At 74.1% G+C, this 14,708-nt stretch carries 12 protein-coding genes and 1 pseudogene; 7 read left to right on the top strand and 6 right to left on the bottom strand.

The features are described from left to right. The first annotated feature begins 138 nt into the window (after positions 1 to 138). Together efeU and efeB are read left to right on the top strand one after the other, a co-directional pair. The gene (efeU, locus tag ACIQVZ_RS18805; RefSeq protein ID WP_402451234.1) at positions 139 to 2,265 is read left to right on the top strand and encodes an iron uptake transporter permease EfeU; all 2,127 of its coding nucleotides are present in this window, start codon (positions 139 to 141) and stop codon (positions 2,263 to 2,265) included. Continuing rightward, entirely contained in the window at positions 2,265 to 3,593 is a 1,329-nt protein-coding gene (efeB, locus tag ACIQVZ_RS18800; RefSeq protein ID WP_402451233.1) for an iron uptake transporter deferrochelatase/peroxidase subunit, read from the top strand. Before efeU ends, efeB begins: the two co-directional genes overlap by 1 nt. A gap of 139 nt (positions 3,594 to 3,732) precedes the next feature. On the opposite strand, the gene ACIQVZ_RS18795 is transcribed toward efeB, so the two are convergent. Further along, entirely contained in the window at positions 3,733 to 5,118 is a 1,386-nt protein-coding gene (locus ACIQVZ_RS18795; RefSeq protein WP_402451231.1) for an ATP-binding protein, read from the bottom strand. Continuing rightward, entirely contained in the window at positions 5,115 to 5,795 is a 681-nt protein-coding gene (locus tag ACIQVZ_RS18790) for a response regulator transcription factor (RefSeq protein WP_350881921.1), read from the bottom strand. Before ACIQVZ_RS18790 ends, ACIQVZ_RS18795 begins: the two co-directional genes overlap by 4 nt. Before the next feature lie 217 nt (positions 5,796 to 6,012). Here ACIQVZ_RS18790 and ACIQVZ_RS18785 point away from each other — a divergent pair, with 217 nt between their 5' ends. Then, positions 6,013 to 7,482 carry a glutamate synthase subunit beta gene (locus tag ACIQVZ_RS18785; RefSeq protein WP_402451227.1) on the top strand — a complete coding sequence of 490 codons (1,470 nt, stop codon included), beginning with the start codon at positions 6,013 to 6,015 and terminating at the stop codon, positions 7,480 to 7,482. Between the two features lie 240 nt (positions 7,483 to 7,722). On the opposite strand, the gene ACIQVZ_RS18780 is transcribed toward ACIQVZ_RS18785, so the two are convergent. Further along, positions 7,723 to 9,162, bottom strand: a complete 1,440-nt coding sequence (locus ACIQVZ_RS18780; protein WP_402451225.1) for a hypothetical protein — start codon at positions 9,160 to 9,162, stop codon at positions 7,723 to 7,725. Between the two features lie 207 nt (positions 9,163 to 9,369). Between ACIQVZ_RS18780 and ACIQVZ_RS18775 the strand changes: the two genes are divergently transcribed. Continuing rightward, positions 9,370 to 9,897: a YcxB family protein gene (locus ACIQVZ_RS18775; protein ID WP_402451223.1), complete on the top strand. Its 528-nt coding sequence runs from the start codon at positions 9,370 to 9,372 to the stop codon at positions 9,895 to 9,897. 38 nt (positions 9,898 to 9,935) lie between these two features. Here ACIQVZ_RS18775 and ACIQVZ_RS18770 read toward each other — a convergent pair whose 3' ends face one another. Next, positions 9,936 to 11,264, bottom strand: a complete 1,329-nt coding sequence (locus ACIQVZ_RS18770; protein ID WP_402451220.1) for an MFS transporter — start codon at positions 11,262 to 11,264, stop codon at positions 9,936 to 9,938. A 122-nt stretch (positions 11,265 to 11,386) separates the two neighbouring features. Here ACIQVZ_RS18770 and ACIQVZ_RS18765 point away from each other — a divergent pair, with 122 nt between their 5' ends. From ACIQVZ_RS18765 to ACIQVZ_RS18755, 3 genes and pseudogenes are all read left to right on the top strand, one after another. After that, positions 11,387 to 12,034 (top strand): TetR/AcrR family transcriptional regulator C-terminal domain-containing protein, encoded by a 648-nt coding sequence (locus ACIQVZ_RS18765; RefSeq protein ID WP_402451219.1) that lies wholly within the window; start codon positions 11,387 to 11,389, stop codon positions 12,032 to 12,034. Positions 12,035 to 12,162: 128 nt separating this feature from the next. Further along, positions 12,163 to 12,492 (top strand): hypothetical protein, encoded by a 330-nt coding sequence (locus ACIQVZ_RS18760; protein WP_402451217.1) that lies wholly within the window; start codon positions 12,163 to 12,165, stop codon positions 12,490 to 12,492. Between the two features lie 60 nt (positions 12,493 to 12,552). Beyond that, positions 12,553 to 12,890 (top strand): annotated as a pseudogene (locus ACIQVZ_RS18755) (hypothetical protein); the annotation flags it as partial. Positions 12,891 to 12,893: 3 nt separating this feature from the next. On the opposite strand, the gene murQ reads toward ACIQVZ_RS18755, so the two are convergent. Further along, the gene (murQ, locus tag ACIQVZ_RS18750; RefSeq protein ID WP_402451215.1) at positions 12,894 to 13,817 is read right to left on the bottom strand and encodes an N-acetylmuramic acid 6-phosphate etherase; all 924 of its coding nucleotides are present in this window, start codon (positions 13,815 to 13,817) and stop codon (positions 12,894 to 12,896) included. A gap of 154 nt (positions 13,818 to 13,971) precedes the next feature. Further along, positions 13,972 to 14,589 (bottom strand): HAD family hydrolase, encoded by a 618-nt coding sequence (locus tag ACIQVZ_RS18745; RefSeq protein ID WP_402451213.1) that lies wholly within the window; start codon positions 14,587 to 14,589, stop codon positions 13,972 to 13,974. Between the last annotated feature and the right edge of the window lie 119 nt (positions 14,590 to 14,708).

The following is a 14,708-nucleotide window of genomic DNA, read 5'->3' as shown; positions in this document are numbered from 1 at the left end:
TCTAAGGTTTGCCTAAGCTAAGTCGAAGCGCCCTGGACCCTCGTGTCCGGGGCGTTCGGCTGTGCCGCGCCGCCGCCACCCGCGGCGGGCCGCCGAGTTCAGGTACGACCCGGGGTGACCGGGGGAGGAGCCCGCTGCATGTGGGATGAGGCGTTTCCCAGTTTTCTGATCGGGCTGCGCGAAGGTCTGGAAGCCGGACTGATCGTGTCGATCCTGGTCGCCACGCTCGTCCGCTTCGGACACAAGGCCCGGTTGCCGCAGGTGTGGACCGGCGTCGCGGCGGCGATCGCGCTCAGCCTCAGCTTCGGCGCGGTGCTCACCTTCACCGCCGCCAACCTCTCCGGCCACGCTCAGGAGGCGTTCGGCGGGGTGCTGAGCCTGATCGCGGTCGGCTTCGTCACCGCGATGGTGTTCTGGATGCGCCGCTCGGCGCGCACCCTCTCCGCCGACCTGAAGGAGAAGGTCCAGGCCTCGCTGGCGATGGGCGCCGGCGCGCTGGTGCTCACCAGCTTCCTGGCCGTCGGCCGCGAAGGCCTGGAGACCTCGCTCTTCCTGTGGACCAACGTGCGCACCGCCGGGGAGTCCACCGGGCCGCTGCTCGGCGCGGCCGTCGGCCTGGTGCTCTCGGCCGGCCTCTGCTGGGGCCTGTACCGGCGGGCGCTGAAGATGAACCTCACCCGGTTCTTCACCATCACCGGCGCCGGCCTGATCGTGGTCGCGGCGGGCGTGCTCGGCTACGGCCTGCGCGACTTGCAGGAGTCCGGGCTGGTCGGCGGCGGCAGCTCGTACGCCTTCGACCTGAGCGGCCACCTGGACGCCTCCTCCTGGTACGCCACGCTGGTGCAGGGCACCCTCAACCTGACCGTCACCATGACGGTCCTCCAGGTCGTCGGCTACCTCGCCTACCTGTGCATCGTGATGACGCTGTTCGTCGAGGGCGTCCGCGGTGGCAAGACCGCGCCGGCCGCCGGGAAGGCGGCGCAGGGTCAGGGGACGGCGCAGGGCGGGGAGACGGCGCAGGGTCAGGAGACGGCACAGGGCGGGGAGACGGCGCAGGGCGAGAAGGCCGGTGCGGCCGCGCCCGAGGGCGCCGGGCCGGTGCGGTCCGGGCGGCCGCGCTGGGTCGTGCCGGCCGCGCTGGTCGCGGTGCCGGTGGTGGTCGCCGGGGCCGTGATCGCGGCCAGCGACGGCAAGCAGAGCAGCTCCGCCACCGTGTCCGTCTCCGAGCAGGAGTGCGGCAAGGGCTTCGGCACCCCGCTGCCCGGCCAGCAGGTGTTCCAGATGCACAACACCGGCGACAAGGTCTCCGAGGTCTACCTGGTCAACCCGGCCAGCGGCGCCGTCTACGGCGAGATCGAGGGCCTGGCCCCCGGCACCACCCGCGCGCTGACCGCGACCATCGGCTCCGGCGACTACGCCTGGCGCTGCGTGCCCACCGGCGGCACGTCCGTCACCTCGGCCGCCGTGCACGTCACCGGCGGCGGCCAGGTCAAGGCCGTCAAGCCGGTCGCCGAGGACGACCTCAAGGGCCCGCTCGACGCCTACAAGGACTACGTCGGCAAGGGCCTCGCGACGCTGCTGACGCAGACCCAGAAGCTCCAGGCCGACGTCCACGGCGGCGACCTCGCCACCGCCAAGGCCGACTGGCTCACCGCCCACCTCCAGTACGCCTCGCTCGGCGCCGCCTACGGCACCTTCGCCGACCTCGACGGCAAGATCAACGGGCGGCCCGACGGGCTCGCCGACAAGGCCCAGGACAAGGACTTCACCGGCTTCCTGCGCCTGGAGTACGGCCTGTGGCACGGCCAGTCCGCCGCCGACCTGACGCCCGTCGCCGACCAGCTGGCCGCCGACGTCGCCAAGCTCGGGCAGGACTTCCCCGGCCAGGACTTCGACCCCGGAGACCTCCCGCTGCGCGCCCACGAGATCCTGGAGAACACCCTCCAGTTCGAGCTCACCGGCGACACCGACCAGGGCAGCGGCACCAACCTGGCCACCACCCAGGCCAACCTGGCCGGCACCCGGGAACTGCTGACCGTCCTGCAGCCGCTGCTCGACGAGCGCGACCCGCAGCTGCTCACCCGCGTCGACGCCGGGATGAAGCGGGTCGGCGACCTGGTCGCCGCCGCCCACAAGCCCGAGGGCTGGACCGCACTGGAGCAGCTCCCCGCCGACGCCCGCCGCCAGCTCGACGGCGCCACCGGCGAACTGCTCGAAGACCTCGCCCCCATCCCCGCCCTGCTCGAGATCCGGAAGGCCGCCTGATGACCGACCACACCGCTGCCACCGGAGGCTCCTGCCCGTTCCCGCACGCCGCCGTGCCCGCCCCGGCCGTCGCCGAAGGCGGCTGCCCGGCCGGCCCGGCCCGCCGCAGCTTCGTCCGGACCGCCCTCGGCGCCGGCGCCGGAGCGGCCGTCCTGGCGGGCGGGGCGTTCACCCTGGCCGCCGGCCCGGCCTCCGCCGGGGACAGCCGCCAGGCGAAGAGCGGGGCCGTCCCCTTCCACGGCGACCACCAGGCCGGCGTCACCACCCCGGCCCCCGGCTACGCGGCCTTCGTGTCCTGCCAGGTGATAGCCCAGGACCGCAAGGGCCTGGAGGACCTCCTCAAGACCCTGACCGAGCGGATCCGCTTCCTCACCACCGGCGGCACCCCGCCCGACCTCGGCGTCGGCGCGCCGCCCGCCGACAGCGGCATCCTCGGCCCCACCGTGCCCACCGACAACCTGACCGTCACGGTCGGCGTCGGCGCCTCGCTGTTCGACGACCGGTACGGGCTGGCCAAGGCCAAGCCGACCAAGCTGGCCCCGATGAAGACCTTCCCCAACGACAATCTGCAGGCCGCCGAACTCCACGGCGACCTCTCGCTGCAGATCTGCGCCGACCGTCAGGACACCGTGCTGCACGCGCTGCGCGACATCACCCGGCACACCCGCGGCGCGATGCAGATCCTCTGGCGGATCGACGGCTTCCAGAACGAGTCCCGCCCGGACGGCGCCCAGCGCAACCTGCTCGGCTTCAAGGACGGCATAGTCAACCCCGACACCACCTCCGCCCGCGAGATGGACCGGCTGATCTGGGTCACCGACGGGCTGGGCGAGCCCGCCTGGGCGACCGGCGGCAGCTACCAGGTGATCCGGATCATCCGGATGCTGATCGAGTTCTGGGACCGCGTCACCCTCTCCGAGCAGGAGAAGATGTTCGGCCGCCGCCGCGACACCGGCGCGCCGCTGGACGGCCGCCAGGAGACCGACGCGCCGGACTACGGCAAGGACCCGGAGGGCAAGGCGATCCCGCTCAAGGCGCACATCCGGCTCGCCAACCCGCGCACCGCCGACACCGACACCTCGCGCATCCTGCGCCGCGGCTTCAACTACGACCGGGGCGTCGACCAGGCCGGCAACCTGGACATGGGCCTGGTGTTCTGCTGCTACCAGCAGGACGTGGTGCGGCAGTTCGAGGCCACCCAGACCCGGCTCATCGACGAGCCGCTGGTCGACTACATCTCGCCGACCGGCGGCGGGTACTTCTTCGTCCTGCCGGGCGTGAAGGACAACGCCGACTGGCTCGGGCGCGGGCTGCTCGCGGCGGTCTGACGGCCGTCTGGCGGCCGTCTGACGGCGGCCTCACGGCGGCCGACGTTCGCCGGGCCCCGGGTGCCGCCACGTGCCCGGGGCCCGGCGGCGTTGCGCGCGCCCCGGTGCCGTGACGCGGGCGGGAGTTCGAGGACACGCCCTACGGGCCGAGGGTGAAGCCGATCACCGCGCCGCCGCCGTCCCGGTTGGCGGCGAAGGCCTCGCCGCCGTGCGAGCCGGCCACCTCGTGCACGATGGCCAGGCCCAGCCCCGAACCGGGCAGGCTGCGCGCGGCGGTGGCCCGGTAGAAGCGGTCGAAGACCCGGGAGAGGTCGGCCTCGTCGATCCCCGGCCCGCCGTCGCGCACCTCGACCCGGCGGCCGCGCACCACCACCTCGATCGGGGCCGTCCCGGCCGGGTCGAACTTGGCGGCGTTGTCCAGCAGGTTGCCCACCGCCCGGGCCAGAGCGTCCGGGCGGGCCGTGACCACCGTGTCGTCGGCGTCCACGGTGATCTCCCGGCCGCTGCGCCGCCGGGCCTGTGCGGCGGCCTCGCGCACCAGCTCGGCCAGCACCAGCTCGGTCGGCTCCTCGTCGGCCTTCCGGTCCGCGGCGAGTGCCACCAGCTCCTCCACCAGCAGCGTCAACTCCCTCGCCTCCTCGGCCAGATCGGCCATCAGCGCGGCCTGTTCGGCGGGCGGCAGACGGTCCAGGCTGGGCAGGACCGAGAGGTTGGTGCGCAGGCTGGTCAACGGGGTGCGCAGCTCGTGCCCGGCGTCCTGGACGAGCCGGCGCTGGTTCTCCTTGGCCGTGGCGAGCCGGCCCAGCATCCGGTCGAAGGCCCGGCCGAGCCGGCCGACCTCGTCCGTCCCGGCGGCCGGCACCGGAACGTCCAACCACCCGCTGGCGGCGACCAGTTCGGCCGCGTCGGTGAGCCGGACCAGGCGGCCCGTGATCCGCCGGGCGAGCAGCCGGCCGGCCCCGCCCGCGAGCACCGCGACCACCGCCACCGACACCCCGGTACGGATCCGCAGCGTCGCCAGCAGGTGCTCGGTGGGGCCCAGTTGCTGGGCGATCTGCACCGCGCCGCGGCCGCCGCCGAGCGAGACCACGGCCACCCGGTAGGTGTCGCCGTGCACGGGCCGAAGCCCGGACGACGTCTGGCCGGGGTCGTCGGAGCGGGCGAGGGAGCGGTCCTCCGGGGTCGGCCGGAAGTCGATCCGGGCGGTGCCGGGCAGCACCTCCCCGTCGGGGCCGAGGGACTGCGAGGTGACCCGGATCGGGCGCAGCAGATCCTCGCTCAGGCCGCCCGTGCCGTTGAAGTCGCCGGGGAACAGCATCTCCCGGCCGACCTGCTGGTGCACCGCCTGGACGGCCGCGGTGAAGTCGGCGGCCTCGTCGTCCCGGATCAGCCGGGCCGCGGAGCGGTAGCCGAGCGCGCCGATCAGCACCGCGACCAGGGCGGCCATCGCGGCGAAGGCGAGCGAGACGGTGGTGCGCAGCCCCGGTCGCGGCCACAGCAGCCGCGGCCGGTCCCGGCCGGTCACGACTCGCGCAGCGTGTAGCCGACGCCGCGGACGGTGTGGATCAGCGGTGTCAGGCCGGGCCGGTCCAGCTTGCGGCGCAGGTAGCCGATGAACACCGCGAGGTTCTTCGAGCCGGGGCCGAAGTCGTAGCCCCAGATCCGCTCGTACACCGTGGCCTGGTCGAGCACCGAGCCCGCGTGCCGGGCCAGCAGCTCCAGCAGGTCGAACTCGGTCCGGGAGAGCTCCAGCTCCTGCCCGGCCCGCCAGGCCCGCCGGGCGTGCGGTTCGACCCGCAGGTCGGCCACCGCGAGGACGCCCCCGGCGGGTTCGGGCGGGTTGCGGCGCAGCAGGGCGCGCAGGCGGGCGAACAGCTCGTCCACGTCGAAGGGCTTGACCAGGTAGTCGTCGGCCCCGGCGTCGAGCCCGGCGATCCGGTCCGGGACCTCGACCCGGGCGGTGAGCATCAGGACCGGGGTGCGGTCGCCGTCGGCGCGCAGACGGCGGCAGACCTCCAGGCCGTCCGGGCCGGGCATCATCACGTCCAGTACCAGCAGGTCAGGGCGCTGCTCCGTGAGGGCGGCCAGGGTCTGCGCGCCGTCTGCGGCGGTGCTCACCCGGTAGCCCTCCAGTTGGAGGGCGCGGGTGAGGGAGTCGCGGATGGCCCGGTCGTCCTCGGCGATCAGCACGGTGTGGGTCATGGCCCCGATTCTCCCCGGCGCGCCCACGGCGGCGTCCGGCGGGTCCGGGCGGTGGCGGCGTGCGACGGGTTCGCGGGTTCGCAGGTCCGGGCCTGGGTGGTGGCCGGGCCGGGCGCGGCTTTCGCAGCGCCGGGGACGGGCGTACGGTGGCCACACGGTGGCATGTCCGCCGGGGGTGCCACCGGGTCCTTGTCGGCACACCCCGCCGGAGGCCGCGATGGCAGACCGGATGGCCTTCCTCACCACCCCGCGCGCCGAGCGCGAGCGGCGGGACGCACAGCAGCGACTGGGGGATTCCCGGGAGGTGTACCGGCCGCGGGCACCGCTGCCGGTGGTGGGCGGGCAGGCGGCCCGGTGCATGGACTGCGGGCTGCCGTTCTGCCACCACGCCTGCCCGCTGGGAAACCTGGTGCCGGAATGGAACCGGCTGGTGGCGGACGCGGACTGGCGGGCCGCCGCCGCCCGGCTGCTGGCGACCAACAACTTCCCCGAGTTCACCGGACGGCTCTGCCCGGCGCCCTGCGAGAGCGCGTGCGTGCTGGCGATCGACGGCGCGGCGGTGACGATCAAGAACGTCGAGCTGGCGATCACCGACCGGGCCTGGGAAGAGGGCTGGGACCTGCCGCAGCCGCCCGAGCGGGGCACCGGGCGGCGGGTGGCCGTGGTCGGCTCGGGCCCGGCGGGCCTGGCCGCCGCGCAACAGCTGACCCGGGCCGGGTACGCCACCACGGTGTACGAGCGGGCCGACCGCCTGGGCGGGCTGCTGCGCTACGGGATCCCGCCGTTCCGGCTGGAGAAGCACCGCCTGGACCGGCGGCTCGACCAGATGCGGGCCGAGGGGACGGCCTTCCGCACCGGGGTGTTCGTCGGCCGGGACCTCGCGGCCGGGGAACTGCGGGCCGGGTGCGACGCGCTGGTGGTGGCGGTCGGCGCGACCGCCTGCCGGGAGCTGGCGGTGCCGGGGTGCGCCCTGCCGGGCGTGCACCAGGCGATCGACTACCTGACCTGGGCGAACCGGGTCGACGAGGGCGACCGCGCGGCCCCGCCGGTATCCGCCGAGGGCCGGCACGTGGTGATCGTCGGCGGCGGGGACACCGCGGCCGACTGCCTGGGGACGGCGCTGCGCCAGGGCGCGGCCTCCGTCACCCAGCTCGACATCAACCCGTGCCCGCCGGTGCGCCGGGCGCCGGGGCAGCCCTGGCCCGTCCATCCGAAGGTGTACCGGGAGACCACCTCGCACGAGGAGTCGGGGGCCGCGGGGGCCGGTCCCCGGGTGTTCGCGGCGACCACGGTCGGCTTCGAGGCCGGACCGGACGGCCGGCTGGCCGCCGTCCGCTTCGCCGAGGCCGAACCGGCCGACCGCAGCCCCCGGGCCGGCACCGAGCGGAGCGTCCCGGCGGAGCTGGTGCTGCTCGCGCTGGGCTTCAGCGGCCCGGAGCCGGACCAGGGGCTGATCGCCCAACTCGGCCTCACCACCGACCCGGACGGCGCCCTGACCCGGGACGACGACTTCGCCGGCGGCGCGCCGGGCGTCTTCGTCGCCGGGGACGCCGGGCGCGGGCAGTCACTGATCGTGTGGGCGATCGCCGAGGGGCGGGCGGCGGCCGCGGCGGTGGACCGCCATCTGCGCGGCGGCACCGAACTCCCGGCGCCGATCCGGGCGTCGGCGCGGGCGCTCACGCTCTGAGGGGTGTGCGGGCGGTCACGTGCTGAGGGGCGCGTGGGCGTTCACGTGCTGAGGGGTGTGCGCGCGGTCACGTGCTGAGGGGTGTGCGTGCGGTCACGTGCTGAGGGGCGTGCGGGCGTTCACGCTCCGAGGGGCGCGTGGGCGGGCCCGGCCGCCCTGCCGCACCTCCGCGCAACCCGTTGCGGTTTGGGGTATCTGCTGCCGGTGCGGTGAGCGGGGCCGGGCCCGGTCGGTTTCCGGTCAGAGCAGCGGCAGCCGGCGGAGGAAGACGTCAGGGGCCTGGTTGGTGTCGCCCGGGACGAGCGTGCCGTCCTCGGAGGTGAACAGCACCGTGGTGCCGAGGGCGTCGACGAACGGCCGCTCCGAGGCGCCGGCGGTCTGCGAGCCGTCCGTCGCCACGCTGACCCGCTCGGTGCGGCCGGTCCACAGATCGCGCCGGAAGACGTCCCCGGCGTTGTTGGTGTCCCCTGGCACCAGGTTCGCCGCGTCGGAGTCGAAGTAGACCCAGCGGGCGTCGGCGGTGATCTGCGCGTGGTAGGAGTCGCCGGAGGTCTTCGTCCCCGGGAGCCCGGCGCTGACCAGGGTCTCGGTGTCCTCCTCCAGGTCGCGGACGTACACCTCGAAGTGGTGCCCCCGGGGGCCGTTGCCGTCCTGGAGCAGCGCCGAGTAGACGGCGTAGCGGCCGTCCCGGCTGAGCGCCGGGGAGGCCGCCCCGCGGTAGCCACCCGCCCCGTCGGTGCTCACCAGGACGCTCTGCTCGTCGCGGAGGTCGCGGACGTAGAGGGGGTAGTAGCGGGGCTTGAGGATCGCCGGCTGGTCGTCGTGCCGGAAGGAGTCGCGGACGAACTCCTCGTCGGAGACGCCGTCGAGATCGGCGGCGGCCTTCGCGGCGAGGGCGCCGGGCTTGTCCTGGCCGATGATGTTGGTGGCCTTGGAGATGAAGCCGACCGAGCCGCCGTCCCCGCTGATCACCGGCTCGGCGGAGGAGGCGTTCGCCTCGGTGCCGTCCGCGCCGACGCTGACCAGGCGGGTCCCGCCCGTCGACCGGTCGGTGACGTAGATGTTGCCGCCCGTCCAGGTGACCGTGCCGGGGGCCAGGTCGGAGCGGTTGGACTGGTAGGCGACGTACCGGCCGTCCCAGCTGATCGACGGGTGGCTGGACTGCCGGCCGGCCTGCGGCTTGGCCGGGTCGTGTCCGGTGGACACCAACTCGGTGGTCCCCGTCCAGCGGTCGTGGACGTAGACGTCCTCGAAGCCGAGGTTCCCGCCGGGGGCGAGGTTGGTGGCGTAGGAGCTGAACGCCACGTAGCGGCCGTTGCCGCTGATCGTGGCGTTGAAGGAGTCGTCGGTCGCCTGGGCGCCGCTCGCGCCGGTGCTGACCCGTTCGGTGCGGCCGGTCCACAGATCCCGGACGAAGACGTCCAACTTGCCGTTGGTGTCGCCGGGAACCAGATTGGTGGCCTTCGAGGTGAAGACGGCGAAGCGGCCGTCGGCGCTCAGACCGGCGGCGTCCGAGGCGCCGTCGGGCTGCGCCTGGCCGAGCCCGACGGACACCCGTTCGGTGCGGCCGCGCGGTGCGTCCGCCTGGGCGGGCGTCGCCACCGTGACGGCGGCCAGCGCGGCCGCCGCCAGCGCGCCGGCCGCGCGCAGCAGGTGTGGTGCGGAACGTGTGCGGGTCATCCGGTCCCTCCCCTGGGTACGGCCGGCCGCGTCGAATTCCCCGGCGGCCGGCTCGTGGTGAGCCAACCGCCGAGTGCGGCGGGAGGTCAACGACGCCCGCCCGGGAGCGGCGGAATCGCGTCACCGGGAGGAGACGGAGAGGGTGATGGATCGGGTGCACACGGCTTTTGCCAGCACCCCGCGGCAGATGCGTCGGAGGGGGTTCGGGTGGACGGTGGCAAGCGGGTGGAGGCGTCGGTCGAGGTCCGCTACACGCCGACGACCGCGGACTTCCGGGCGGCCTTCGCGGCCCGGGCCCGGGGTACGGCGGCGGGTCGACGGTCCCGGCGGTCGAGGTACCTGACCGCCTCCTGCACCGGGGCCGGTGCGGTGGTGCTCTCGGTCGCCGACCGGACGGTGGGCCCACCGGCGCTGGTGATGTTCGCGGCCGCGCTGCTGCTGGTGGTCGGACTGCCCTGGCTGCAACTGCGTCAGGTGCGGCGGATGGCGGCGGACAAGGGTGAGTTCCGGATCGTCCTCGGCGAGGCCGGGGTGACCGTCACCAACGCGGTGTCCAGCACCGAACTCGTCTGGCGGGAGCTTCCGTACTACCTGGAGACGCCCGAACTCCTCGTCCTGCTGGGCGGGGACGAGCAGACGCACGTGCTGACCCTGCTGCCCAAGCGCGGCACCGGCGACCCGGGCCGGCTCGGCGCGTTGATCGCCCGGCACGCCACGGTGCCCGCCCGGGGCTGAGGGGCGGCGCCCCGGTCCGCCGCCGTCGAGGTGGGCGGTCATGGCGCGGGTTGCTGGTCGGGCTGGTCGGGCCGGTGGTGTCGGTCGGCCTGGTCGAGGTGGTTCAGCTGGTCGCGCTGGTCGCGCTGGTCGCGCTGGTCGTAGCGCCAGAGCGCCGGAAGCGCGGCCGACAGCGCGGTGGTGCCGGCCAGGCAGAGCAGGCCGCCGGTGCGCAGCGCGACGCGGATGCCCTGCCGGGCGGCGAGGCCGCCGGCCCGCAGGTCCCCGAGGGCGGGCCCGGCGGAGCCGATCAGCATCTCCAGGCCGGCGGCGCGGCCCCGAAGTTCGTCCGGAATGGACTGGTTCCAGATCGCGCTGCGGAAGGTGTCGCCGATCTGGTTGGCGCCGCCCGCGACGAGCAGGCAGAGCAGGACGGCCCACAGGCCGGGGGCGATCGAGGCCGCGGCCGTCGCCGCGCCGACGAGGGCGGCGCAGAGCAGCACCAGCCGGCCGTGCCGGTGCACCCGCTCGGTCCAGCCGCCGGTGGCGGCCGCGAGCAGGCCGCCCGCCGCAGCGGCCGAGTAGAGCAGGCCGAGCGCCCACACCGCGTCCAACTCCTGGGCGAGGAAGGGGAACAGCGCGGTCGGCAGGGCGCAGACGGTGGCCGCGAGATCCGCCAGGTAGGTGCCCAGCAGGTCGGGGCGGCGGGCCGCGTACCGGGCGCCGTCGACGAACTCCCGCAGTCGCGGTGCCTCGGCGTCCCGCTGCGAGGGGACTGGCCGGACCCGGGTCAGCAGGGCGATCGAGACCAGGAAGGTGCCGAGGTCGACCAGGTAGGCGGCCGGGACGCCGGCCGTGGCGATCAGCAGCCCGGCGGTGGCCGGGCCGGCCAGGCCGGCGATGCTCCAGCGCAGCGAGAGCAGGTTGCCCGCCGCCACCAGTTGGTCGGGTGGCACCAGCCGGGGGATCATCGCCTCCGCCGAGGGCTGCTGAAGGCCCTGCAGTGCCGCTGCCAGTCCGGCGGCCGCGTACAGCGGCCAGAGCGCGGGCGTGCCGAGCAGCGCGTTGGCGAGCAGCAGGGCGCTCAGTGCGGCGAGTGCGAGTTCGGTGACCAGGGCGACGGTGCGGCGGTCGGCACGGTCGGCGAGGACGCCGCCGTAGAGGCCGAACACGATGGTCGGCACGAGCTCGACGGCGCCGACCGCGCCCACGGCCACCGGTGAACCGGTGAGGTCGGCGATCTGGAGCGGGATCGCCGTCATGGTGAGGACGGAGCCGAGCAGGGTGACGGTGCCGGCCGTCCAGGTGAGGCGGAAGTCGCGGGAGGACCGCCAGGGCGCGGTGTTCGGCAGCAGTCGGGACCTGGGACGGTCCGTTCCGGAGGTCATGGGGTGGTGGTCCCTTCGGGCCGTCGAACACGACGGCTCTCCTTATCGCTGATAAATTCCAGCTCGGAACTTAGCGGCGATAAGGTGGAGTGGGCAAGCGAATAACGGAGAGGTGGTCGGCGGTGGCACTGCAACGCGACGAGGTGGTGCGCACCGCGCTGCGCGTACTCGACGAGGAAGGCATCGACGGCCTGACCACCCGGCGGCTCGCCCGCGAACTCGGCGTCCAGTCACCCGCGTTGTACTGGCACTTCAAGAACAAGCGGGAACTGCTCGACCTGATGGCCGAGGCGATGCTCGCCGAGGCCCTCCCGGTCGACCGCAGCCCGGATCCGGAGCACTGGCCGGACTGGCTCGCCGCCGACGCCCGCGCCAAGCGCCACGCCCTGCTCGCCTACCGCGACGGCGCCCGGGTGCACGCCGGAACGCTGCCCACCGAGGACGAACTGCCCGCCGTCGAAGCCCAGTTGGACGCCCTCCGGCAGGCCGGCCTGCGGCCCCGGACCGCGCTGCGGCTGCTGCTCACCATCGACCGCTACATCATGGGCTGGGTCACCGAGGAGCAGGCCTGGCGACAGGACGCCGCCGACCGCGTCCGGCCACCCTTCCCGGACGAGGCCCTGCGCGACCTCCCGCTGCTGCGCGAGGCGGCCGACGTGCTGCGCATGACCGACCACGACGCCGACTTCGAGTACGGGCTGCGTGTCCTGATCGAGGGCTTCCGGGCCGAGATCGCGCGCGAGGCGCTAGGGACGGATGGACCCGCGTGACCGGCCATGACCGGCCGGACAGACCCGAGGGTATGTCTGACATGTGATCATCTGATACTCGGGAGACTGTGTTCGGGGACTGACGTAGCCTGCGATGGTTGTGACCGCGCCCCGGACGAGAGAAGGCAATGTCGATCTTTGCTACCTGGCTGCTGCTCGCCGAGGATGGCGACGGGCCGGCCCCGCTCGTCTACCAGGGATCGCACGTCAGCCCTGCGGACGGCCACCCGCGGGCCGGTTGGCTGGAGGTCGCCGCTGTCCCGAACCACTGCCACCCCAGAGCCCGCCTGGAGGGGCAGGAGCCCCTGCCGGTGGAGTTCCTGCGCATGTCCATCGGTCGGCCTGTCGAGTTCTGTCCAGGTGACGAGCCCGACCAAGTGACCGTGGTCCTTGATCGATCTCAGGTACAGCAACTGCACGACACCCTCGCGGGATGGTTGGGTGCAAGCGAGCGATAGCGCTTGCCCGATAGTTGATCTTTTGGCAGGTCGAGGTGAGCTGGCGGACCCGGCGTGGGAGCGGATATCGCCTGGGCGGAGCTGCTGAAGCACGTTTCAGGTCCACGAGGTAGCGGTCGGCTTCATGGTCGACCGGGCCCACCAGCACGCCGCCAGCGCCCGCAAAAAGGGGACGCAGACGGGGGTGAACTGGCAGATCCGGGCCTCGCGCAGGCGCGCCAGGCCCTCGGCCGGTCCCGCAGGGGGCTGACCACCAAGGACCGCACCGTGGCCGAACGATGCGTCGCCCGCCTCAAGCAGTTCGCGTGACCGCAACCAGGTTCGACAGGCTCGCCGACCGCTACCGAGCCGGAGTCGTCCTGGCCTTCCTGATCCTCTGGCTCCGCGAACCGGCCAGATGATCATTTGTCAGACGGGCCCGAGCGGTGGTGGGCGTGCAGTGCTTCGCGCAGGCGTCCGCCGGAGGCGGCGAGCTGCCGGGCGGCGGTTGGCGCGTCCACGTCCGCGAGCAGGACCAGGATCGCGTCCTTGGCCCGGCCCCCGGTGGCGGCGAGCGCTTGGCGGACCGCCGCCTCGTCGGCGCCGGTGGCCTCCGTGACGATCCGGTGGGCCCGTGCGCGGAGCTTGGTGTTGGTGGCCCGGACGTCGACCATCAGATTGCCGTACGTCCGGCCGAGCCGGACCATGACGGCCGTCGACAGCATGTTGAGCACCAGCTTCTGCACCGTGCCCGCCTTCAGCCTGGTCGAGCCCGCCAGCACCTCCGGGCCGACCTCCACCTCGATCCCCAGCTCGGCCGCCGCCACCAGCGCCGAGCCCCGGTTGCACGCCAGTCCGACCGTCAACGCCCCGGCTGCCCGTGCGGTTCGGACGGCCGCCACCGTGTACGGCGTGCGGCCGGAGGCGGAGACGCCCACCACGGTGTCGGCCGGGGTGAGCCGGAGGGCGGCCAGCTCGGCCACCGCCAGCTCCGGGCGGTCCTCGGCGCCCTCGACGGCCCCGGTCACGGCGGTCCCGCCCCCCGCGATCAGGCCCACCACCAGGCCCGGATCGGTGCCGAAGGTCGGCGGGCACTCGGCGGCGTCCAGCACTCCGAGCCGCCCGGCGGACCCCGCCCCGGCGTAGACCAGCCGCCCACCGGCCGCCATTCGTGCCGCTGTGGCGTCCACCGCGGCGGCGATCCGGACCAACTCCCCGGCCACTGCGGCGGGGACGGTGCGGTCCTCGGCGTTCATCAGGCGGAGCAGGTCGGTGGTCGGCAGCCGGTCGATCCCGGCCCAGTCGGGGCGGATCGTCTCGGTCGGCGGTAGGGCGTCCTGGTTCATGCGGCCAGCGTCCCCGGACAAGGAGGTCGCCAATCGGCGCGGGGCCGTGCGTGGTGGTGCTCTCCGGGGCTCCGGTCGTGGCGCCGGGCCGGTGCGGTTGGAGCGTCAGGTGTGCCCGTCCTGCCCTCCACGTGCGGAGTGAGTGCTCGGCCCGTCAACGGGTGTCGCCGTCGCCGAGGTGACGGGCGATGCGGGCGATGGCGGGTGCGTTGTCCTCGAACAGATGGGCCTGCATGCCCACCGCCCGGGCGGCTTCGACGTTGGGCGCGTGGTCGTCGACGAAGAGGCAGTCGACCGGGCTGACACCCAGGGCGGCGCAGGTGATCTCGTAGGCACGCGGGTCGGGCTTGCCGGTCCCGATCTCGTGCGAGTAGACGATGTGCTCCACCAGCTCGTCGAACCGGTAGAGCGGGACCTCGCGTTCGCGGGCGCCGACGAAACTGTTGCTGAGGATGCCGAGCCGGGCCCGCCCGCGCAGTCCGCGCACGTGGGCGATGAGCTCCTCGTTCGGCGTGCCGAGGTACTCCTCCCAGAGGTCGGCCATGAAGGCCTCGACCTGGGCCGGGGCCAGGTGCAACCGGGCGGCCACCTGCTCGCGCACCTCCGGCTCGGTGATGCCGCCGATCGCGCCGGCCTGCCAGACGTCCCGCAGCCGCTCGTCGATCGTGTGCGGCGGCAGCTCCAACCGGTGCTCCCAGCGCTCCGGCCAGCCCGTCCTCGGCGTGTACTCCAGGACGCCGCCGATGTCGAGGATGAGGCAGGGTGCGTTCACGGGTGGTCCCCTCTCCGCTGCGGCCGCCGTGGCGCGGCCCGCCCCTGCCACTCTCGCGGGTGTGGGCGGGGCCGGGTCAAGGGGGCGGTGAGTCCCCGGCGGTTCCGGAGAGCGCGTTC

Source organism: Kitasatospora sp. NPDC098663 (genome assembly GCF_044760075.1).
Classification (GTDB): domain Bacteria; phylum Actinomycetota; class Actinomycetes; order Streptomycetales; family Streptomycetaceae; genus Kitasatospora.
Note: the sequence above shows the minus strand (reverse complement) of the source record. Positions and strands in the feature narration are given on the sequence as shown.